Here is a 20,867-nt window from a genome sequence, read left to right as displayed (position 1 = left end):
TGAAAGCCGGAGTGTGGTTCCGCCGTGCTCGTCTGCTCATCGTCTCTCCTGATTCGCGGGTCAATCTTGCCCGCCGTCAGGCAGAAACTCCACTTATCGCACTGTTCAGATTTGCGGGACCAGCTCAATCCCGTGCTTCGAGCCGAAACAGCAAATGCAGGACGGCGAGCGCATGACGATCGAGAAAGCAGCACGCGCTCTCGGGATCGCACCCTCTACTTTGCATCGCTGCCTAAACGATGGCTTCATTGCCGGAGAACAGATCACACCTGGCGCGCCGTGGCGCATCCGTATCAATGACGAGTTGCGGTCGCGCTTTGTGGAGAGCGCGCCCGAAGGTTACGTGAAGATGTTCAAGGCCATGAATCTACTCGGCGTCTCGCGGCAAACCATCTTGCAACGTGTAAAGCGCGGCGAGCTTAAGGCCGTTCACGTCTATCGCGGACGGGCAAAAGTCATACGAATTCAAGTACCTGCAGCTGCTCCTGACCTCTTCGACCCTCTCAAAAAACCTGAAGGTGTAGTATGATGCAACATCCAACAGTCCCTTGATGTCGAACTCCAGGACCCAATCATACTTCCAGCACCGCTGACGCGTGATGCCCACGGCGTCCAGAGCCGATTCTCCCGGCCTGTATCCGTAAGAGTCCTGCAGGAAGATGGATTCCAGTTCCGGCTCAATCATCTGTTTGACCACCATCTGCGCGATCCGATCGCTGATAGTGGGCACACCTAACATCCTTTCGCCGCCCGTCTTCTTTGGAATGGAGACGGCGCGCACTGGAGGTGGAAAGTAGGTCCCTGACGACATCCGATTCCAGATCTTGTAGAGATTCCCTGCCAGATCTGTCTCGAACATCTCCAAGGTCTGTCCGTCCACTCCGGCCGCACCGCGATTAAATTTGACCGCCTTGTATGCTTCGTACACTCGCCGCTTCTCGATCGAGAACGGCTTGTTTGTCGCACCGTTCGAAGTCATCCTGTTTCCAGTTGGTTCAAGAGTACGACTACCTGACCGATCCCTTTGCTCCGGCCCCATTACAGGGCCCTCAGCGCTCCTACGGATCGGTCCGCCCCAGTCTCTTGCATCGGTACTCTCACCTCACGGTTGGCGCCGCTTGCGCTTCTCCCTTGGCATCAAGAGCCTGGTTCCTGCAGTTCCGCGCGAAAGCCTGTGTCCGACTCACGCCCCCTCTACGCCGGTCGCCGTCCGCCCGGTCATCAGGCATCTGGCGGACTTGTCCCAGGATGACGAAACGATCCTGGTTTTGACGACGCTTGGATTCATAACGACGCGTCCTCGAAGGGTTCACTTTCGTTCGTCTTTCGGACACTCACCTGCTCGGTTTGATCCGAACTTTTGATCCGACGCTCACCACCACGGCTCTTTACCGCAGCAGCTCGGACTGGTTTGAGACCCGCTCCTGAAAGCCGATCTCGGGCGGCCAGTCCCCATCTTTCCCGCAGCTTCACAATCGGTTTTAGTTCATGTTGAACTCCTTCCGCTGTCTGCAGCACACTTTCGTCGATGAAGACGAGACGCTCAGGGTCAAGATCGATTTGCCCTTCGAACCACTCCTCACGCGCGGCATTTATATCGCCGCGCCGTTGCTCGGCGGCGTGCGCTGTCTTTTTCTAAGTGTGATCTTTCTGCGCTGGAAAAAACGCCAGAGCGACGCGATGCCAATCGATATTCCACGACGTTTCAACAGTTCTCGCAACTCGGCAAGCGTGATATCCGGCCTCGCTGTCACCGCCTCCAGAATCAATTGCGAATGCGCTTCGATGCGCTGCGATTTGCGGTCACCGCCCTGGCGTTTAGGAACGATGTCGCCAACTTTCTTGAGGCGACCGCGCCAGCGGATCGCTCTGGCCGCGCTGACACCAAAGCGCTCAGCAGCCTGTCGACAGGACATGCCACCGTCAATCGCGGCTACCACCCTTTGGCGAAGATCAACCGAAAGCGCCCTGGCCATACATGCTGGCCTCCCTCGCCAGCATGCAGCTTGAATCTGACTCGCGCCGTTTTGGGAATCCCCACCCGGTTCATTCCGGTCGGAAAATGCTTTAGCTATACGCCCAACCAACGCGCTCCTGAGGCGGCGCTGTATCGTAGCAACCGAATTCGGCATGGCGTTCAGTTCTGAGCGGGACAGCAGCGGGGTCTTTGCATTCTGAGAAGCCCAAGTTTTTTGACGGACGCGGGCCGACCAGGTCGGGAGGGCGGAATCGTCCCCTTCGTGCGGCGATGCGTGGATAGCTTACCTCACCGCAGAGGGGGGCTGTGTTTTGAGACGATCCAGCATCTTCGATCCCTCGCGGAACGACTTCCCCCAGGATTTCTTGGCAAAGTCCAAGTGGCACTTCATAGCCTGAAAGTGGATTGTCATTTTCGCCGTCAGTGACTTCTCCGAAAATCAATAAGAGCGCGAAGACCCAGCTAGCCCAATTCCATTGGCTTTGCATACGTCCACGCCGACCGAATGAGGTGGGTATGACAAGTTGGAGATTGTGGTACCTTCTGAAGGTTGATGATCGGAACTGAGCAGCGAACCACTCAGCACGTCGGCAAATGAACGCGGAGAACAATTTCGCGGCGCGGCTCATTGACGCCGGTCGCCTCGCAGCAATAGCACGTACATGCGGTCTGAAAGCTGACGTCTCATATTACGTCAATGAGGCGCTCAAAGAGCTTTGGCGAAGCAGGTCGCCCGACGAGGCAAAGAGGATCGCTGAGCGCTGGGTCTTGTGGGACGCAGAAGGGAGGCCGTGGCCGCGCCTGCCATCGCTGGAAAACGAGGCTCCGTTCTATCGCGCCGGCGCGGCACAGGTATCGGTTGTGAATCGGCCGGTGACGCCACTGCATGCAATCCGGAACTGGTTCGAAGGCCAGAATGAGGAGGTACGATGCGAGATCGCTGGCATGGCAGCGCTTCTGGTCTTGGAAGGTGGTGGTCTTCTCGAATGCAGCAGCAAAGGGTGGTGTGACCATCTTCGGAGGTGGCTGAGCGAGGCGGGATTGCCAGCCCATACGATCATCGGCCGCGCTTTGAGGTTCCGGACCTGTTTTGAGTATTTCGCGGAGAGCAGGTTCACCGAGTCGGGCTGGAGACGGTCCGAAGCGGCCGCTCTCAAAATTCTCGAAGATGCCAAGCGCGACCCGAACTCGGAAGCTGTGCGGTTTGTACCAATTGCCCGAAAACTGCTTGATACCTTGCCCGCTCGAAAAATCCGTTGGATGGAAGTACGGAAGTCCTGGAGAGAACTGGCGAACGCCAGCCTCACAGCCCGGGCTCTCAGGGTATGGAGCGCCTCACAGATGAGATAGGAGGTAGCACGGACCCTGGTTCAGAAGTGTGGCGCTATCCCGAAAGACTTTAGCGATGCGCCAAGGACCGGTACGTGCTTGCGCTCGAACTCAACCCGGCCGCTGGCCAAGCACCTTGTAAGGTCGCCTTGGGCATCTTCGTCTGACGTATGGTCGACTTCGGCAAAAGCGACAACTGGTACCGTCTCAATTTCCGTCTTGTCCGGTTTCTTTCCTGTCTTGTCTGGTTGAAGACGGAGATGGTTGTAAGCCCGACATGACGACGCTCCCATTCCGTCTTCAAGCAAAGCCCGCAATCAGCTTTTGCGCGCCGCGCAGCCGCTGCTGGTATGGCTTGATCCAATTCGATGATCGCGGCGCCGTTGCTGCTTATGGTCAGGCGCTCGACGGCGACTGCATGTGGCTGTGTTCGCGATCATATTGTTTTGCACGGCGCCATCGGCGCGCCGATTGCATAGACATTCCGACTGCTACATGCTGGAGAACTTTATGTCCTCTGCTTCTCTCGTTTCTCGCCTTAATCCACCGAAGCAGGCGGCTTCTCGCAAGGCCTATTTGGTCGGAACAGGCGTCGCCGCCCTGGCCTCAGCGGCTTACCTCGTCAAGGAGGGCGGGCTATCCGGCCCGAATGTCGTCCTGTTCGAGCAAATGGAGCAGTTCGGCGGAAGCCTCGACGCACATGGCGATCCGAAGGACGGATATGTCATGCGCGGCGGGCGCATGTTCGAGGAAAAGTTCAACTGTACCTACGACTTGTTATCCTTCATTCCCTCGATTGCCGACGAGACCAAATCGGCGAAGGACGAATTGATGGAGTTCCATCAGGAGTTCTTTTGGAACGACAAGGCGCGCTTGGTTTCGGGAGGGCAGATCGTCGACGTCTCCGATCTGGGGTTCAGTGAGAAAGATCGGCTCGACCTGATCGCGCTTTGCGCGGCTCCAGAATCGGTGCTCGACGTCAGGACGATCCAGGACTGGTTCGAACCCCACTTTTTCCGCAGCAATTTCTGGTTCATCTGGTCCACAACCTTTGCATTTGCGCCATGGCACAGCGCCGTCGAGTTCAAGCGATACAGTCTGCGCTTCCTGCATCTGTTCTCGACGATCGACACTTTAGCGGGGATCTACCGCACCCAGTTCAACCAGTTCGACGCCATGGTCCGTCCGATCGTCGCATGGTTGACGGCGCGGGGCGTGCGGCTGGAGATGGGGACGGAAGTGACCGATGTTGATATTGTCACCGAAGGCGGGAAGAAGACCGCGACGCGTTTGCGCTATCGGCATGGCGGCGAACATCGCACCATCGATCTGGCCGAACGGGATCTTGTGTTCGTGACCAACGGGTCAATGACATCCGATACGAGCTACGGTTCGATGGACACGGTTCCCGTGCTGAATACGGAGCGAACCGGAGGGGCGTGGAAACTTTGGGAGCGTCTGGCTGGCAAGAGTCCGGATTTCGGCCGCCCCGCCGCCTTCGCTTCCAAGATCGATCAGTCCAAATGGGAATCGTTCACAGTCACCGCGGACGACTCGAGCTTCTTCGACCGGCTAGAAGCCTTCTCCGGCAGTAAGGCCGGCAAAGGCGGATTGGTAACAATTAAAGACTCCAATTGGCTCCTGACCATTGTCCTTAATCGGCAACCGCACTTTTACGAACAGCCGAAGAATGTGTGGGTGTGGTGGGGCTATGGGCTCTACCCTGACAAGCCGGGTAACTTCGTGCATAAGCCCATGTCGGAGTGCACGGGGCGTGAAATTCTCATGGAATTGCTTTCGCACCTGCGATTCACAGAGAGTATTCCGCTCATTCTCGACACGTCGCGCGTCATTACGGCGATGATGCCTCTTACATTACCGCCCAGTTCATGCCGCGCGTCATGACCGACCGACCGAGGGTGATCCCGAAGGGATCGCGCAACCTCGCCTTCATCGGCCAGTTCTGCGAGATTCCCGCCGACGTTGTCTTTACCGTCGAATATTCCGTGCGCGCGGCGCAGACCGCCGTTTTCGGCTTGCTCGATGTCCAACGTTCGGTCTCACCCCTTTACAAGGGCCAGCATGACCCTCGCCTTCTCTTCGACGCCTGGAAGACGCTGCACCGCCATTGATCAACGGAACGAGTCGACGACTATGGGACGTGTGAACGACAAGGTCATTCTGGTGACCGGCGGGGCTCGCGGAATGGGGGCAGCTAATGCGCGCCTGCTGGTGGCTGAGGGGGCCAGGGTCGTGATCACTGATATTCTTCATACAGAAGGAGAGGCTCTCGCGGCTCAACTTGGCAATTCGACCATCTATGTGCCTCAGGACGTTACCCAGCCGAAGCAGTGGGCCGAGGCGGTCGCAAGCGCCGAAGGGCGCTTCGGCGCGCTCCACGGGCTGGTTAACAACGCTGCGATCGCCAACCTAGCCCCTATTGAGCAGTTCTCGCTCGATCAGTGGAACAAGACCCTTGCCGTCAATCTAACCGGCGTATTCCTCGGAATGCAGGCAGCCCTACCGGCCATCCGGCGCGCGGGCGGAGGTTCGATCGTCAACGTCTCGTCCGTCGAGGGGCTGCGGGGCAGTGCCGGACTCCACGCCTATGTCGCTTCGAAGTTCGGCGTGCGGGGCATAACCAAGTCCGCTGCACTGGAAGCCGCGGCCTCGGGAGTCCGCATCAACTCGATCCATCCCGGCTTCATTGCCACCCCGATGACCGAGAGCTTCGAGTCCTCCCTTTTCCCCGTTCCACTCGGGCGGGCAGCCGAGCCGCAGGAAGTATCGCAGGTCGTCTTGTTCCTCCTCAGCGACGAGTCCAGCTACCTTACCGGTTCGGAGGTCGTCATCGATGGAGGCCTGACGGTCGGTCTCCCGCGCAAATGCCTGGCGCCCGAGAACCTCTTTTGATTAGCCTGACTGAATGTCCAATCTAGCCCGTCTTATTCGTCAGAGGGCGCCCGAGAGGCTGGCGAGCGTGGTGTAAAGCGCTGATGCGGCGTAGGATTCGGTTGCAAAGCCAACCCCATCACCTTCAGCCGCGAACACCACGGCCGCCATGACCGATGATACGATTCTGCCCTTCTCGTTTCCAGCCGTTCACGCCAAGAAAGGCACAGCTGCCTTCGATGGCGGGCGGCTGACCTCGAACGGGGGCGTGATGCTTCTGGCGCTGGCCGAGCGGCGTCTCGGCTTGGCCGACAATTTGGCCCGGGTGTTCCCGGATCGGCGCGATCCGACGCGGGTCGTGCACAGCCTGGTCGATATGTTCCGCGCGCGCATGTTCGCGATCTGCTGCGGCTACGAGGACGCCGACGACCTTGATCATCTGCGGTCCGATCCGGCATTCAAGCTGGCCTGCGGTCGGCTGCCGGACACGGGCCGGGATTTGTGTTCCCAACCGACGCTGTCGCGGCTGGAGAATGCTCCGCGCCTGCGCGACGTGATCCGGCTGACCTACATTTTGGTCGACGCATGGATGGATAGCTACCCGCGCGAGCCGGCATCCGTCACGCTCGACATCGATGATACCCTGCGACGTCGTCCACGGCCATCAGCAGCTCTCGCTGTTCAACGCTCATTATGACAAACGCTGCTTCCTGCCGATCCACGTCTACGACACGGAGAAGAGCCGGCCCGTGGCGGTCGTGCTGCGGCCCGGCAAGACGCCGGGCGGCGTCGAGGTGCGTGCCCATCTGCGCCGCCTGATCCGGCATATCCGGACGCGGTGGCACTACACGCGAATTACGTTCCGTGGCGACGGGCACTATGCCCGGCCGGAGGCCATGACGTGGTGCGAGACCAACGGCATCGACTACATCTTCGGTCTGTCCAACACCAAGCCGCTCGCCAGAAAAGTCGACGAGGCCGCCGACGACATCCGCACGCGACGCGCCATCGAGAACCTGCCGGTTCTGCGTGGCTATACCGAGACGCGCGCAAGGCAAAGTCCTGGGATCGCGAACGACGCACCGTCGCCCGTATTGAGGCTTTGCACGGGCCAGCCTACGGCTCCGAAATTGCATGATCATCGGTGCGAGCCGACCTCACATGGTGAGGGCTCCTCCCGAGGTGCAGCAAGATGGATGGTTGGATGGTGACGGTCGCCATCTTCAAGGAAGACAGCGACGACGACGAAGAATTCAGGCACATAACTTACGCGGTTGCGGTCACCGACCCGGCGGAAGCCGTGAAGCTGACCCTGAAAGACTGCGACGCCAAGGCCGCAATGCTAAACTGCCCTCTCGAAGAGGAGCAGTTGCAAAGGCTCAGCGTGGAACCCGGTAAGCTGATCATTATACACGATGACGAGATCGATCCAATCATCTCGCACCCCCGGCGTCACTAAGCGCTTGCACGTCCGATCTCGTTCTGCCGCGTCCGGTTGATGACGTGTATGTCTGGAAGTCGCCACTTAGGGCGCGAGTAGTCAGCCGCACGACGTGTAAACGCACCGTTTACCTCTCTTGCACTGTGGCTGTCTGGCTCGCGGGTTACTTAGAGCGTTTCACGTTTTTATTGAAGCGTATCCGGCGTTGGCGAAGTAGTTTTTGCATTCGTCTGGTTGGATGTTTTGGATGCCTCGATGTCGGCTCGGCCGAGTGGATCTACGACAGCCTGTATTGCGCGCGCGGCCAAGCCGAGAATCCGATCAAGCTGCATAAGACACAGCTCGCCTCCGATCGCACCAGCTGCCGTTCGGCGCTCGCCAATCAAGTCCGCCTCGTTCTCAACACCGCCAGTTATTGGTTGATGCTGACCGTGCGCGACGCGATTCCCAAAGCCCGGGAATTGGCCACAGCCGAGTTCGCGACGCTGCGTCTTCGTCTCTTGAAACTCGCTGTCCGTGTCGTCGAGACCACGAGCCGCATTCGCCTTGCGTTTGCCGCGGCATGTCCCGAAGCCGACCTGATCCGCGGCTTGCCAGGCGCGCTGCTGCCGCTCGGTCCTTGACCGGCGGGACGTCCGCCCTCGTTCGCCAAACCCATCCCTCAAGCGCGTTGCAAAGTACCGGTCGTCAGGCGGTGAAAAGCCGAAGGCAATCCTGTGCGCCTCGTCAGAGCAGATGTGCGGCCGCGCGTACCAAAATTGGTTGGCCCAAGGAAACCTAGCTTAGGAAGGGTAGCGCGTCCGCGGAAGAGGCAAGCGGCCGTCGAGAAAGGTGTAAGAGTGCTACGCACACGATTCTTGCTGGTGAGGTCAATGCTTTAGTCGCCCGCGCTGAGGCCTTTCGGCTCGACGAAGACCAGTACTGAACCATTGGAGATATCTCAGCGAATGGGCGATGGCACCTTGCGCGCCGTACAGCGTTTTTGTGGACAACAACCAGCTCCTCGAGATCTCTGGTATTATGATGAATCAATCTGGCATGTGCGGAGGAAGAGAAAGGATATCTATCACAGACTGATGCGAGCCCCGCAAGCAACCCGACTCGTAGCGCGGGCGTTCAGCCCGTGTTTCAGGTGGAATACCTTTTGGATGCGGCTCGGGGGGCAAGTCCAGCGCCAAAGCGCAAGCCTCGGTTCGCCAATAATGGCGCAACTGATGAATACACCTATTGAGTCCTCCGTGAAGAACGCGGACGAGCGCTGATTTAAGCGATCTTTTGAGCCGGGACAGTTTCGGCGAAGGCGCGGATGATGGCCCGCAAGAGTTCTGCGAGCCATCGCAGGAGCAGGCCGAAGTTGTAGTCGGCCGCGGCGAGGACGGCGTTGATGCGGTCACCGACGCGGCCTTTGAGATAGTTTGCGGTCCATGCGGTGCTCGGCCTTGACGTGACCGATGACGGGCTGGACGTCCGCACGACGCTTCATCTCGCGCCGGATGGAAGCCGTTATGCGACGGACCTGCCCCGAGTTCCAGACCCTGAGCCGGTGCGGGCGGTTGTGGCCGCGGCACCCATTGTCGACATGGATGCGGCGAGCCTCAACCACCCGCTCCAGGTCCTTAGCGCCGATGGCGCCAGTCTTGTGCGCCACCGACAGGCTTTCCTGGACCGGCGCGACGAACTGCTCCTCGCCGAGCCGCTGGCGCCAGCGCGTCATCGACGATCGATCGAACGGCAGCCGGTGGCAAGCTCAACTCGCCGCAGAAGTATTGGTAATAGGGGTTTTCGATCCAGCGGGCGCACGGCACCTCATCCGAGAGATTGTGCATGTGCTTCAGAATGAACAGGCCGGCGACAAGCCGCGTCGGCAGGCCAGGCTGCCCCGGACCGGTTTGGCACACCGAACCAAAGCGGTCATCCAGAAACTTCCAGTCGGTCAGCGTCGCCGACCGCACCAGCGGGTGGCCCATGTCGATGATTTGATCGAGCGCCGGAAGCAACAGGCTTTCTGGCGATCATCCCGCGGTTTGCTCCTCGCCGAAGGCGGCGGAGAAAAAGGTCGAGGACCTCTACGCCAAGATCGGGCAATTGACGGTGGAGTGGGATTTTTTGGCAAAGAGGTCCGGAAGATGAGCGTTTCGGACCGTCGCGGATGCTCGATCGCGCCGACAAGGGGCTGTCGATCCGCCGCCAATTCGAACTGCTCGGCGTGGCGCGCTCCGGCGTCTATCCCCTGCAAAAGCCGGCCAAAGACAACGATCTGGCGGTGATGCGGCGGATCGACGAGTTATTCACCGCTGCCATTTCTCGGCTCGCGGCGGATCACGGCGATGCTGAAGGCCGAGGGCGAGACGATCAACCGCAAGCGCGTGCAGCGGTTGATGCGCCAGATGGACATCGCGGCGCTGGGTCCGAGGATATCTAGTAGCTCTGCACAGTGATTTTGACAGGTTGGGTCCGGCGGTCAGATTAGCTCCGGCAGGAGTTTCGGATCAATGAGGACCTCGATGCTGCGAGGCGTCCTTGGCTGTCGTCTGATGAGGCCGGCGCGTTCCAGCGTCAGCACCATCTGGTGAACCGAAGGGGGGCTGACGCGGAAATATTCCTGCATGTCGGTTTCGGCCGGGGGCCTGCGGTGCAGCCGGGTATAGAGGTGGATAAAAGCCAGATACTGCCCCTGCGTGGGTGTGAAGGGTTTTGTCGAAGGACTCACGCCGGCCTTCCGATTCAGTTGTTCGTGCGTGCCTCGAACGAGGAGGCACGCCATGAATGTACGCTATCGGGTCGAACTCAGCCAAATCGAGCGCAGCGAACTCAAGGCGCTGCTCCGTGGCGGCAAGCATGCGTCCCGCAAGCTCAAGCGAGCGCAGATTTTGCTGGCCGCCGATGCCGGGACCGGCGACGAGGAGATCGCAAGGAGCGTCGGCGTGAGCGGCTCGACCGTATACCGGACCAAGCGACGCTTCGTGGAAGGTAATCTGGAGCGGGCGCTGAGCGAGGAACCGCGTCCTGGGGCGGAACGCAAAACTCACGGGCAAGGAAGAAGCCTTGCTGGTGGCGACAGTCTGCGCCAGTCCGCCAAAGGGCCGTGCCCGCTGGACGCTAAAGCTGCTGGCGGGTGCGATGGTCAAGCTCACCGAACACAAGAGCCTGTCGCACGAGACGGTTCGGCGGCGCCTGGCCGAGAATGGCCTCAAGCCCTGGCGCAAAGACGTGTGGTGCATTCCGCAGGTCGACGGCGAATACGTCGCCCGCATGGAGGATGTGCTCGACCTCTATGCCGAGGCGCCCGACTCCAGACGGCCAGTGGTGTGCTTCGACGAAAGCCCGGTGCAACTCATCGGCGAGGTGCGTCAGCCCATCCCGGCCAAGCCCGGCAGGCTCGAACGTTACGATTATGAGTATCGTCGCAATGGCACGATCAATCTCTTCGTTCTCCATGTCCCGAGCAGGTGACGCTGATCCCGGCGGCTAATTCTTACCGCGCGGTTCAATAGGACGCCACGTGCGCGACATCGGCGGATCGGTCCGATCATCGTAGATAGCCACAAGCTCACCAGCCTTTAAGCCGAGGCCCTTGAGGTCGGCTTCGCGGAGTTCGGAATTGGCGACCGCCGCTTCGCCCGCGCTGGCCGCAAGCGAGGCCTTCATGGCTTCAGCCGGATCAGCGATTGCGACGGCATAAGTCACATATCGGAGCTTGTCGTCTTTGACGACGCCGATCGAAACCATCCATCCTGCTGGCATGTCATCTACTCGCGGCCTCAGAAAGCGCACGGACGGCAGGAAGGCCGCCCGTGCGAGGTGCAGTACGATAGGGACCGAGCTGCCTAGCCGAGGGTCGTAACTAACGCAGCCAGGCCGCAGATGCCCTCAGCAACCAGCGTGCCAGATGGTCATAGGCGCAAAGGGAGAGACAAAAATGGAGCGCATCAAGGCTTGCCGCCGAACTGCTCGCGCGCGCGAGTTCCGGATAATATATGTTGTTAAGCCGACGTGCGGGGCGATCTAGGTGAAGGACTGGTCCTTTGAAGCACCGCAATCGCATCAAGCACGTCGCTCATCGAGATATTTCCCTCGGACCATTGTTTCAGCGATGGCTTTTTCCAAGGCCTCTTTACGGGCGATCATGGCATGATTTCTCCAAGTTTCGCGTCGCTGAGGCTGGTCTACAGACGCGTGCGAGTTATGACAGTCTCGTCGAGGGCATCGGCAACCCGCGTGCCAGACAGCAGTTGGAATGCAACAGGCGCGCCGAGCGCTTGCACTTTTGCACTTCATAAGCTTGAATACTCACGCACCCTCAGTGAAGACATCCAGACAGACATGTCACCAATCGGACGCGGCTGTACGAGATCGCTCATAGCATACAAAGGAAGCAAGGCTCAGTGACGCCGGGTTCGCGTGATCATTGGATCGATCACGTCATCGTGTATGGCTATCAGCTCGCCGGGCTCCAAGCTGAGCCGTCGCAACTGCTCCTCTAGCCGTTCGGTTGGGTCATCAACAAATGCCTAGTCGCTTCAGGCACTCACGATCCACTGCTGCAAATGCGGCGCGCGAGTGAGCGGAAGCAGATTGCTCGCGTTCGGAACGGAATCGCAGAACGAGCCTTTGTGGGCTGGCAAATCAAGTCTCCTGTTGGCGTGACGGAGCTTAGACGGCTGTCCCGCTGGCCTTCGCCATGCCGCGGGAGCTCCAATGGGTGGCGTTCTCGGGGCAACTCTCCAACGTCCTCACGATCAGGGCTTCGATGCGGGCATCGTCAACCGTACGTGGCGCTCCGGAGCGGGGCTCGTCACGCAGCCCGTCGACGCGCCGCTCCACAAAGCGCCGCCGCCACTTGCCTACCGTTGAGCGGCCCAAGCCCAGCTTGGCCGCCACTTCCTTGTTTTGACCGCCTTCCGCGCAGGTCAGGACGATCCGGGCTCTCAGAGCCAGCGCTTGCGCCGTCTTCCGCTCCGCGTCGTCAGCGCCTTCAGTTCGGCGCGCTCTTCATCACTTAATGTCAGGGAGGCAAGTTGCCGGACCGCCATCAGATCCTCCGTCACTGCTACTGCCTCCAGCCTTGGCACAGCGACGCGAACCTACTGCGAATCTACGATTGCGAACTTGTGACTCGGGACACTAGCGGCTTCTGGACCTCGGCACCTATGCCGGTCGCCAGCGCCATCGGCACGAATCCGAGCGAGGCGACGAGCGCGGTCATCGCAACGGAGCGAAACCGGGTCAACGCCCCCTCGCGGATGGCAGTTCTGGGAACTACGCCCTCGAGGATCAGCCGCCGGATTTGTGTCAGCATGACCAGACCATTCAGCACGGCCACGCCGGACAGTGCGATGAAGCCGACGGCCGCCGAGATCGAGAAGGGCATCCCGCGAAGCCACAGCGCCGCGATTCCGCCGGTCAACGCCAGTGGAACCGCGCTGAAAACGAGTGCCGCGTCCCGTGCCGAGCCAAGCGCCCCGAATAACAGCATGAAGATCAGCGCGAAGACGCCGGGCACGACGAAGACGAGGCGCTGGCGCGCGACCGCGAAGGTCTCGAACTGGCCGCCCCAGGCCAGATAGCTGCCCGGCGGCAGCTTTACCTTCTCGGCGACCTTCGCCTGCGCCTCCGTAACCACCGAGTCGATGTTCCGGTCCCGGATCTCGGCAGTTGCCACCACTCGGCGTTTGCCGTTCTCGCGACTAATCTGGTTGTAGCCGACGGTCTGCTCGAAAGACGCTACCGTCCGGAGCGGGATGGACGCTGCGGGCGCGCTCGGATTTGCGTTCGGGAGCGGGAGAGGAAGCTCCTCGAGCGCTGGAATGCTGTCCCGCAGTTCATCGGGAATCGTCACCCTTGGCGACCGCCCCATGAACGCAAACTCGGCGACCAAACCAGGGATGATGCCGATAAAGAACCTCGCGAAGAACGGTCCTGTGGGCGTTCTCAAACGTCGTTGTACAGCCGAACAAGCCTCCATTCCGCCGTGGGATATATCGCCCCAATCGAAATGGAGCTAAAAGCCGCCTAAACCAGTCCACTTTCTCGGGGGAAGATCACTTCCGCGGACGCGCTACCTTCCTAACCTGGGTTTCCTTGGGCCAACCAATCTTGGTAGGCGCCTCGAGGGTCTTTTTGGGGATACATTTCGACGCAGGTGCGGGGCGTAAGAATAGACGCAAAAGAAGGCGCGTGATTGGGTCTGTTGCCGGTTTCTGTCTCGATCTCACTCTATCGCTGACTTTGATTGGTGGGTCGGCGTTACGAGCGATGGCATTCGAGCGGATGACAGCGCCCTTGTCGAAACGGTCAGATCAACTTGGCGAACGCAGTGAGACGGGGGAGGAAATCGTCGCTAAGGTCTCGACGGTGGCACACTTCTTCTTCCCCAGGGGAAGGGAGGTTGGTTGAAGAAGCGTTTGGTTCGATTTGAGATCGCAAGCACTGTTACCAAGGCTCCCAGAGGGCCTGATGAAGGGTAAAGCAAGACAAGGTGTCAAATGAGGCGCACGATGAGACGATCAGCAGATGATGCGCGAGGGCGCGCGGTGTGCCGGTAGTCACGAAGAATGCGTTCAGCAGCCCACGTCGAAGTCCGAGAGTAACCGAAAAGAGTGGCAGCTAGGACGCGGCAATCTTTGCAGTTGCACACGGACAACGGACAATAGCTTTTTGCATCGGAGCGCCGATGATGTCTGCACCCCCCAAACTTGGCGTCCTGGCCATCATCGGAACCGGGATCCAAGGAGGACGCCAGTTGACCAGAGAAGCGGTCGCGCAGATCACGAAGGCCGATACGGTCATGTTCTGCGTCTCCGAGCCACTAACCCGTGACTGGTTGGTTGAGCTGCGCCCAGACGCCGAGGATCTCTCGCGCTTTTACGCGGATGGCAAGGATCGGCGCGCCACCTACGAGGAGATGGTTGAGAGCATGCTCGAGCCAGTTCGGCTGGGCAAGTCCGTTACGGCGGCGTTCTATGGGCATCCGGGCGTCTTTGTCTCGCCCTCACATGAAGCCATTAAACGAGCCCGGCGCGAGGGCTATCGCGCCTTCATGCAACCTGCCATCTCCGCGGAGGCCTGCCTTTACGCTGACCTTGGCATTGATCCGGCGGAACATGGCTGCCTGTCCTTTGAGGCTAGCGAGTGGCTCGTTTTCGGACACAGGCTTGATCCGAGCTGCGCCGTAATCCTGTGGCAAGTTGATTGCGTCGGGGATGCCAGCTATCAGAGCGAGGGCTATACCGGTGCGCACGTGCCGCTCCTCGTCGAGACCCTGTTAACCTATTACGACTCTCGCCACGTTGGATTTCTCTACCATGCACCCGTGCTGCCGATCGGCCGCCCCAAGGTGTGGCCGGTTAAAATCGGTAAACTGCACGAGACACTGCGGCGGTATAGAACCGCCGGGACGCTGTTCATTCCACCAGCAGCAGTGCCGCCAGTCGACTTCGATATGGCGCGCCGCCTTGGCATTTCCGCGGACGAACTTGACAGGGAGACGCACATGCCTAGATGGACTATTGATCCGCGTTTCCTGATCGTTGCGGGCAACGAGGTTGACCCGGAGCCGCACTTGTGAGGCGCGAGCCAGCAATTCATGCCTGCGTGAGTAATTTCTCCCAGGGCTTACTCTGGGATGCCCGTATCAGCACCCGCCCGGAGGTTTGGCGATTTAAGATTCCCTTGCCTCTCCTTGATCCCGGGCCACTAGCGAATGTCTCCGCCTCGAACTGGGCAGCGATCGTGCATTCCGATCTCGTGCTCGATTCGGAGGACGCGCATGCAGACTTCTTTCTACGAGTCGAACAAGCGCTTGCGCAGGGGCCCGGGTTTGCGCTGCTCAGTCGTATTCCCGTCGAAACGCTTTCCTTCCGGGAGGCGCGCTCTCTCCACATCATACTGGCGAAGAGGTTTGGCCGCTTGCGCCCGCAGGATATGTCAGGATCCTACTTCTGCGACGTGGTCGACCCGGACATGTCCAGTCACATGCACGGCCAAATTGAGCTCGGACGACGCTGGAATAACTTGCCCTGCCATACCGATCATGCCTTTGGCCGTGACCCACCGCGCCGCCTCGCCTTCCTCTGCTTCGAAGCCGCCGAGGTGGGTGGCGCGGTGCGGCTCGCTAGTGCGACAGCACTCCTGGCACGTGTCGCGGCGGTCGGCCCCCAATTGGTCGAGGACCTGAGGCGACCCGTCCCTTTTGACGCAACGCGACAGATAGACCCGACCGACGAAGCGGTCGACGCTGTCTCGATCGTTAGCTCCGATACTCATGGCACTCGGTTGCGTTATCTATATCATCAAATCGCTCACGCTAGCCTTGACCCGCGACAGCGTGAGGCTGTGGGTGCTTTGGAAACGGCTCTGGTCGAACCCGGGCTCGTTGCCGAACTCCTACTCTCACCAGGTGATGTGCTTTTGATCGACAACGGCGTCGTCCTGCATGGCCGGGGCCCCTACCGCAACAGGCAGGTGCCACGTGCTCCGCGCCATCATCTCCGTCTCTGGTTGATTTAGCTCAAGTTTCCGCTCAAGTTTGTGCTCCTACCAAGCATGGTAGTTGAGGCTGAACAGTTACAACTATACATTCCTGCGCAACCTTGATTGAGCAGGAGAACACCATGGCAGAGTCGAAGCTCTACGATTTTTTGCGCGGCCTCAATGACGATTCCAATAAACTTACTGAGTTCGAGAACGATCCAGAGGTTGCTATGGATGCTGCTGGTCTTACTAGTGAGGAGAAGGAGGTTATCAAGAGTGGTGACGAGGAGCGGATCATGCGACAGCTCGGTGCTGAGGGCGCCGGACAGGCAGCCTTTCGCGTAATCCGCATACGTAATATCCGCATTCGATTCGGTGTTTGATCTTTGCACGACGGCGAGCGCCGATGCGCGCCTCTCTGTGGGAGTGTTGAGTGTTGGGTGGGCTGATTGTAGTTGGAAGTGGGATTAAATCTCTCGCGCACATGACTACCGAAGCGGCCGCTGCAATCCGATTTGCCGACAAAGTTCTCTACGGAGCCGGCGAGCCGCTAACAATCGATTGGATCACGCGCAACGCAAAGTCATCGGAGTGCCTCGACTTGCTTTACGAAGAGGGCAAAGATCGGATGCTGACTTACGGTGCGATGGCGGAGGTGATCCTCTCGTACGTGCGCTCGGGCCTCAAGGTCTGCGTCTCTTTCGAAGGCCATCCAGGCATCTTTGTCGATGTTGCGCATCGCTGCATCCGAACGGCTCGGGCGGAAGGTTATCACGCGCGTATGCTGCCGGGTATCTCAGCCCAAGATTGTCTAGTGTCGGACGTTCTTGTCGACCCTGCCGAATACGGCTGCCAATCCTTCGAGGCTACGGACTTCCTCTTGCGCGGCTACGAGCCAGACGTAACGAGCATGCTTGTCCTCTGGCAGGTTGGCTGCATTGGCCTTTCGACCTTCTCGCGCAACCGCCAGCCGAAGAAGAATGTACGCATTCTTACTGAGGTGATGGCGAGGTATTATGGCGCGGACCATCCAGTGATTGCCTATCAAGCGGCGCTGTTCTCGGTGTCATCGCCGAAGATTCTTGTGACGCCGCTTCGCAACCTCCCCGAGCACGACCTCGGCCTCGCCACGCTTTACGTCCCACCACTACGCGAGGGTTTGGTGAATAGAGCCTATCTTGCGCGCTTCGGCATCGCGTGAGCACGACCACCTTCAGCCGATTAGGCTGCGTTCGACGCCGATCAAAAAGGCGTAAGCTGTCGCAGTGTCTCGGAACTGTTCATACCTGCCCGAACGGCCCATGTGGCCTGTGTCGAACTCAGTCTTTAGGAACTGCATGCCGCTCCCGGTCGACATAGTTCTCATGCGTGCTATCCACTTAGCTGGCTCCCAGACGGCTACCTGCGTGTCATGCAGGCGCGCGAGCGCGAGCACGTGCGGGTAGGGCTGAGGTTGGAGTTTCTCATATGGCGCGTACGATAGAATGCAGCGACGATCCAAGGGATCATTCGGGTCGCCCCACTCGTCGTAGTCTGTTGTAGTGAGTGGAATCGTCGGATCGGAAAGCGAGTTAAGCAAGTCTACAAAAGGCGCGATAGTAACGGCGGCACAGAATAAGTCCGGCCTCGCATTTAGAGCCGCGCCGACGAGTACGCCGCCAGCGCTCTCGCCCATGGCGTAGATATTTGAAGCGAGTCGGACCTCACGCGTGTATTCGGCGCAGGCGATGAAATCGGCGATGCTCGTGGGCTTAGCCCGCCGGCGGCCCGCTTCGTGCCAGGCGCGCCCGAGTTCACCACCGCCACGCACATGAGCGATCGCGATCCGAAATCCGCGATCGATCAAGCTGAAGCGCGGTAGCCAGAGATACGGGTCGATGCTGAAGCCATAGGCGCCGTAGCCATAGACGAGGGTTGGCCTTGGCAGCCCTCGATCGGCCTTGCGAGACAGGATGGTCAGTGGAACGCGCGCGCCGTCCGGACGGTCAAGGCGATGCTCCTCCACCTCATAGTCGTTTTGGTCGAAGTTTCCCGCAGCCCTCTCAAGTTTGAGCACTCTAGTCTCTCTCGAGTGCAGATCAGTTTGGCAGATTCGGGGAAAGTCGGTATAAGTTGACCATTCATATCGGATGGCTCCTGCATCGAGCTCAACATTATCCTTAAATGCGATCGAGGCAGGCTCGCGAGAAGGTGCGAAGGCTGTTTCGATCTCGCTTCCGATCGGAATGATCCGCCCGCACATTGCACCGTCAACGCGCTCAGTCACTGCAATAGTGCCTTGCAGTACTTCGAACTCTTCAAGATAGCATCCAGGCTCCGGCTCCCAAAAAGGTCGCCAAGCTTCGATTCCCGCAATGTCAATCGAGGCGCGCATCAGACGAAAATTCGGGGCATTAAAGTTTGTGCGGATAACAAAGCCGACGCCGTCGAATTGGACCTCGTACTCGCATTTCGGTCGGCGCGGCGCAATGAGACGCGCCGGACCAAGGACGTCGTCGCTCGTTATGAAACGGACCTCGTCCTCCTCGCCCGAACTACTGCGTATGAAGACAAAATCGTCCCCCTTCGCCAGATAGACGGAGCATGAAAACGCCTCATCTTCTTCATCGTAGACTGTCTCGGAGCTCTGCGGGTCTGTGCCGATCCGATAGCGCTTTACCCGCCGCCAGCGCAAAGTTTGAGAGTCGAGTTCAGTATAGAATAAGTTCCGTCCGTCCTTCGAGAAGACCATATTTCCGGACGCGCCGCTGATCGTCTGCGGCAGGACGGCACCCGTCACGAGATCCTTGAAGCGAATCGTGTACAGCCGTTCACCGGTGACATCGATAGCAAAGGCGAGCAGGCTCGAGCGCCGATCCACGGAAACTTGGATGTCGCACGATGCGTACGACGCTGCCACATCAGCGTAGTCAAGGATCGTTTCGCGGCTCTCCGGAATGCGGGAATGCGCACGCTCGAAGCGAGGATATTCCGCGCCTTCGGCGTAGACAAAGCGATACTCGTATTCGCCATACTTATAGGGCACGCTCTCGATCACACGCGGTGATCGAGAAGCGATCTCCTCAAAGATTTCTTGCTCAATACCGCGCGCCGGCGCTATGGCCGCCGCAAAGTGCGCATTCTCTTCCTGGAGGAAACGAATGAAGCGCGGGTTGGAGACATCGCGCATCCAGGAAAAATCGTCGGCGTCCTTGTGACTACTCCGCTGAGCCATAACCCGAAGGCCGTCTACATGTGTGCTGACCAAAGGACTGTAGACGCGCTGCGAACACAGTCAAGAGTTCAGTAGTCCTGACGCAAGTCAGAGCGCCGACTTATTGGATATACCGATCCTGCTGGACCGCATCGTCCAGCGGGCGATGCAGATGGCCATGGCGCCGATCTGGGAGAGCGACTTCCACTCTGACTCCAACGGCTCGTTCCCCCGAGCGCTCTGACTCGACGGGCCGCTGGATCATCGAAGGTGATCTGGCGAGCTACTTGGATGTTGCGTCATACTACACCTTCAGTTTTTTTGAGAGGGTCGAAGAGGTCCGGAGAGAGCTGGTCCCGATTGGCTGAACAGAATCTCCGCGTCGATAAGTGGAGGCTCCGCCGGGGTTAGGCCGCCATGCGGATTGGCAGCGGGTTGAAGTAGGCTTGATCCGGTGTGCCGCCGTCAAGGCTCGAATGTGGACGTCGGCCATTGTAAAAGTCGAGGTATCGGCCGATCGAGGCGCGGGCGTCGGACACGCTGTCGTAGGCCCGCAGATAAACCTCCTCGTATTTGACGCTGCGCCACAGTCGCTCAACGAACACGTTGTCCCGCCAAGCTCCTTTACCGTCCATGCTGATGGCGATGCCGTTGCTGGCGAGCGCGCCGGTGAAGGCCGAGCCGGTGAACTGCGAGCCTTGATCCGTGTTGAAGATTTCAGGCCTGCCGTGACGCGCCAAAGCGTCCTCCAGTGTCTCGACACAGAACGCCGCCTCCATCGTGATCGAGAGCCGCCACGACAGAACCCGGCGGTCGCCCAGTCCAGCACGACAGCGAGATACACGAAGCCGCGTGCCATCGGGATGTAGGTGATATCCATTGCCCAGACCTGGTTCGGGCGCGTGATCTCCACGCCGCGCAGCAGATACGGAGAGATCTTGTGTCCGGGCTCAGGTATGGTGGTGCGCGGACGACGGTACAGCGCCTCTATCCCCATCCGCCGCATCAGCGTTTTGACATGCCGGCGGCCGACCTTGCACCCCTCGGCAGCCAGCAGGCCTCGCAACATTCGCGAACCGGCGAAAGGGAACTCCAGATGCAGCCGATCAAGCCGTCGCATTGTCGCGAGATCGTCGGGCGACACCGGGCGCGGCAGATAATAGACGCTGATGCGGCTGATCTTCAAAACTTCCGCCTGCCTGGTGATCGACAGATCGTGCTCACGGTCGATCATCGCTTTGCGCTCAGCAATCCCGCCTTGGTGAGCGCTCCTTCTAAAAAATCGTTCTCCAGCGTCAGTTCTCCGATCTTAGCGTGCAGCGACTTCACGTCGATCGCAGGCACGGCGGGCGCGGCGCTGCCAGGTCCAAAAACTCCGGAAGCTCCACCCTCCAGCTGGGCTTTCCATGCCGTAATCTGATTGGGGTGAACGTCAAAGTGTAAGCGGCAAGGAAACCCCGTCTGGCGGAGTGGTAAGCGATCGGCTATCGGCTGCTGAGTTTGTGAGCCGATGTGAGCTTCTATGTCTGCGCCTAGTTCTGGAACTAGAACCTTCCATATGA

General features: G+C 59.4%; 15 protein-coding genes and 7 pseudogenes. 13 read left to right on the top strand and 9 right to left on the bottom strand.

Annotated elements, in window-relative coordinates; all coding sequences use genetic code 11:
- Positions 1–535: 535 nt before the first annotated feature.
- Positions 536–979: pseudogene (locus tag AC066Y_RS41190) on the bottom strand (reverse transcriptase domain-containing protein); the annotation flags it as partial.
- 613 nt (positions 980–1,592) lie between these two features.
- Positions 1,593–1,976: an IS630 transposase-related protein gene (locus tag AC066Y_RS41185; protein WP_478278831.1), complete on the bottom strand. Its 384-nt coding sequence runs from the start codon at positions 1,974–1,976 to the stop codon at positions 1,593–1,595.
- 596 nt (positions 1,977–2,572) lie between these two features.
- Here AC066Y_RS41185 and AC066Y_RS41180 point away from each other — a divergent pair.
- The 7 genes and pseudogenes from AC066Y_RS41180 to AC066Y_RS41150 form a co-directional block, all read left to right on the top strand.
- On the top strand, positions 2,573–3,328 hold the full coding sequence (locus AC066Y_RS41180; RefSeq protein WP_478278830.1) for a hypothetical protein: 756 nt from the start codon (positions 2,573–2,575) through the stop codon (positions 3,326–3,328).
- A gap of 489 nt (positions 3,329–3,817) precedes the next feature.
- Positions 3,818–5,212 carry an oleate hydratase gene (locus AC066Y_RS41175; protein ID WP_478278829.1) on the top strand — a complete coding sequence of 465 codons (1,395 nt, stop codon included), beginning with the start codon at positions 3,818–3,820 and terminating at the stop codon, positions 5,210–5,212.
- Positions 5,197–5,439 (top strand): oleate hydratase, encoded by a 243-nt coding sequence (locus tag AC066Y_RS41170; protein WP_478278828.1) that lies wholly within the window; start codon positions 5,197–5,199, stop codon positions 5,437–5,439. The genes AC066Y_RS41175 and AC066Y_RS41170 overlap by 16 nt, the downstream gene beginning before the upstream one ends.
- A 22-nt stretch (positions 5,440–5,461) precedes the next feature.
- Positions 5,462–6,220 carry a glucose 1-dehydrogenase gene (locus AC066Y_RS41165; RefSeq protein ID WP_478278827.1) on the top strand — a complete coding sequence of 253 codons (759 nt, stop codon included), beginning with the start codon at positions 5,462–5,464 and terminating at the stop codon, positions 6,218–6,220.
- A gap of 148 nt (positions 6,221–6,368) precedes the next feature.
- A pseudogene (locus AC066Y_RS41160) lies at positions 6,369–7,301 on the top strand (IS1380 family transposase); the annotation flags it as partial.
- Between the two features lie 102 nt (positions 7,302–7,403).
- Positions 7,404–7,658 carry a hypothetical protein gene (locus tag AC066Y_RS41155; protein ID WP_478278826.1) on the top strand — a complete coding sequence of 85 codons (255 nt, stop codon included), beginning with the start codon at positions 7,404–7,406 and terminating at the stop codon, positions 7,656–7,658.
- A 233-nt stretch (positions 7,659–7,891) separates the two neighbouring features.
- A pseudogene (locus AC066Y_RS41150) lies at positions 7,892–8,263 on the top strand (transposase); the annotation flags it as partial.
- A gap of 640 nt (positions 8,264–8,903) precedes the next feature.
- Here the strand turns inward: AC066Y_RS41150 and AC066Y_RS41145 are convergent.
- Positions 8,904–9,726: pseudogene (locus AC066Y_RS41145) on the bottom strand (transposase).
- A 241-nt stretch (positions 9,727–9,967) separates the two neighbouring features.
- Between AC066Y_RS41145 and AC066Y_RS41140 the strand changes: the two are divergent.
- Positions 9,968–10,078, top strand: a complete 111-nt coding sequence (locus AC066Y_RS41140) for an IS3 family transposase (RefSeq protein ID WP_478278825.1) — start codon at positions 9,968–9,970, stop codon at positions 10,076–10,078.
- 23 nt (positions 10,079–10,101) lie between these two features.
- Here the strand turns inward: AC066Y_RS41140 and AC066Y_RS41135 are convergent, their stop codons facing one another.
- The gene (locus AC066Y_RS41135; RefSeq protein WP_346658807.1) at positions 10,102–10,350 is read right to left on the bottom strand and encodes a LexA family protein; all 249 of its coding nucleotides are present in this window, start codon (positions 10,348–10,350) and stop codon (positions 10,102–10,104) included.
- Between the two features lie 52 nt (positions 10,351–10,402).
- Here AC066Y_RS41135 and AC066Y_RS41130 point away from each other — a divergent pair.
- A pseudogene (locus AC066Y_RS41130) lies at positions 10,403–11,072 on the top strand (IS630 family transposase); the annotation flags it as partial.
- A 36-nt stretch (positions 11,073–11,108) separates the two neighbouring features.
- On the opposite strand, the gene AC066Y_RS41125 reads toward AC066Y_RS41130, so the two are convergent.
- From AC066Y_RS41125 to AC066Y_RS41115, 3 genes and pseudogenes are all read right to left on the bottom strand, one after another.
- Entirely contained in the window at positions 11,109–11,369 is a 261-nt protein-coding gene (locus tag AC066Y_RS41125; RefSeq protein WP_478278824.1) for a hypothetical protein, read from the bottom strand.
- A 924-nt stretch (positions 11,370–12,293) separates the two neighbouring features.
- Positions 12,294–12,560: a helix-turn-helix domain-containing protein gene (locus AC066Y_RS41120; protein ID WP_478278832.1), complete on the bottom strand. Its 267-nt coding sequence runs from the start codon at positions 12,558–12,560 to the stop codon at positions 12,294–12,296.
- A gap of 193 nt (positions 12,561–12,753) precedes the next feature.
- Positions 12,754–13,479 (bottom strand): annotated as a pseudogene (locus tag AC066Y_RS41115) (efflux RND transporter permease subunit); the annotation flags it as partial.
- 834 nt (positions 13,480–14,313) lie between these two features.
- On the opposite strand from AC066Y_RS41115, the gene AC066Y_RS41110 reads away from it, so the two are divergent.
- From AC066Y_RS41110 to AC066Y_RS41095, 4 genes are all read left to right on the top strand, one after another.
- A complete protein-coding gene (locus AC066Y_RS41110; protein ID WP_478278823.1) occupies positions 14,314–15,207 on the top strand; it encodes an SAM-dependent methyltransferase in 894 nt (297 codons plus the stop codon).
- A gap of 164 nt (positions 15,208–15,371) precedes the next feature.
- Complete coding sequence (locus tag AC066Y_RS41105; RefSeq protein ID WP_478278822.1) at positions 15,372–16,148, top strand: TauD/TfdA family dioxygenase; 777 nt, start codon at positions 15,372–15,374, stop codon at positions 16,146–16,148.
- Positions 16,149–16,252: 104 nt separating this feature from the next.
- On the top strand, positions 16,253–16,495 hold the full coding sequence (locus tag AC066Y_RS41100; protein WP_478278821.1) for a hypothetical protein: 243 nt from the start codon (positions 16,253–16,255) through the stop codon (positions 16,493–16,495).
- 53 nt (positions 16,496–16,548) lie between these two features.
- Positions 16,549–17,313, top strand: a complete 765-nt coding sequence (locus AC066Y_RS41095; protein WP_478278820.1) for an SAM-dependent methyltransferase — start codon at positions 16,549–16,551, stop codon at positions 17,311–17,313.
- A gap of 12 nt (positions 17,314–17,325) precedes the next feature.
- Here the strand turns inward: AC066Y_RS41095 and AC066Y_RS41090 are convergent, their stop codons facing one another.
- Entirely contained in the window at positions 17,326–19,326 is a 2,001-nt protein-coding gene (locus AC066Y_RS41090) for a prolyl oligopeptidase family serine peptidase (protein WP_478278819.1), read from the bottom strand.
- A gap of 386 nt (positions 19,327–19,712) precedes the next feature.
- Positions 19,713–20,863, bottom strand: a pseudogene (locus AC066Y_RS41085) (IS3 family transposase).
- Between the last annotated feature and the right edge of the window lie 4 nt (positions 20,864–20,867).

The organism is Bradyrhizobium sp. USDA3010 (assembly GCF_056429065.1).
This window is presented reverse-complemented; position numbering and strand designations above follow the sequence as displayed.

Coding starts and splice junctions, on each gene's coding strand:
- AC066Y_RS41185 (WP_478278831.1), bottom strand. CDS start 1,976: ATGGCCAGGGCGCTTTCGGTTGATCTTCGCCAAAGGGTGGTAGCCGCG.
- AC066Y_RS41180 (WP_478278830.1), top strand. CDS start 2,573: ATGAACGCGGAGAACAATTTCGCGGCGCGGCTCATTGACGCCGGTCGC.
- AC066Y_RS41175 (WP_478278829.1), top strand. CDS start 3,818: ATGTCCTCTGCTTCTCTCGTTTCTCGCCTTAATCCACCGAAGCAGGCG.
- AC066Y_RS41170 (WP_478278828.1), top strand. CDS start 5,197: ATGCCGCGCGTCATGACCGACCGACCGAGGGTGATCCCGAAGGGATCG.
- AC066Y_RS41165 (WP_478278827.1), top strand. CDS start 5,462: ATGGGACGTGTGAACGACAAGGTCATTCTGGTGACCGGCGGGGCTCGC.
- AC066Y_RS41155 (WP_478278826.1), top strand. CDS start 7,404: ATGGTGACGGTCGCCATCTTCAAGGAAGACAGCGACGACGACGAAGAA.
- AC066Y_RS41140 (WP_478278825.1), top strand. CDS start 9,968: ATGCTGAAGGCCGAGGGCGAGACGATCAACCGCAAGCGCGTGCAGCGG.
- AC066Y_RS41125 (WP_478278824.1), bottom strand. CDS start 11,369: ATGGTTTCGATCGGCGTCGTCAAAGACGACAAGCTCCGATATGTGACT.
- AC066Y_RS41110 (WP_478278823.1), top strand. CDS start 14,314: ATGATGTCTGCACCCCCCAAACTTGGCGTCCTGGCCATCATCGGAACC.
- AC066Y_RS41100 (WP_478278821.1), top strand. CDS start 16,253: ATGGCAGAGTCGAAGCTCTACGATTTTTTGCGCGGCCTCAATGACGAT.
- AC066Y_RS41090 (WP_478278819.1), bottom strand. CDS start 19,326: ATGGCTCAGCGGAGTAGTCACAAGGACGCCGACGATTTTTCCTGGATG.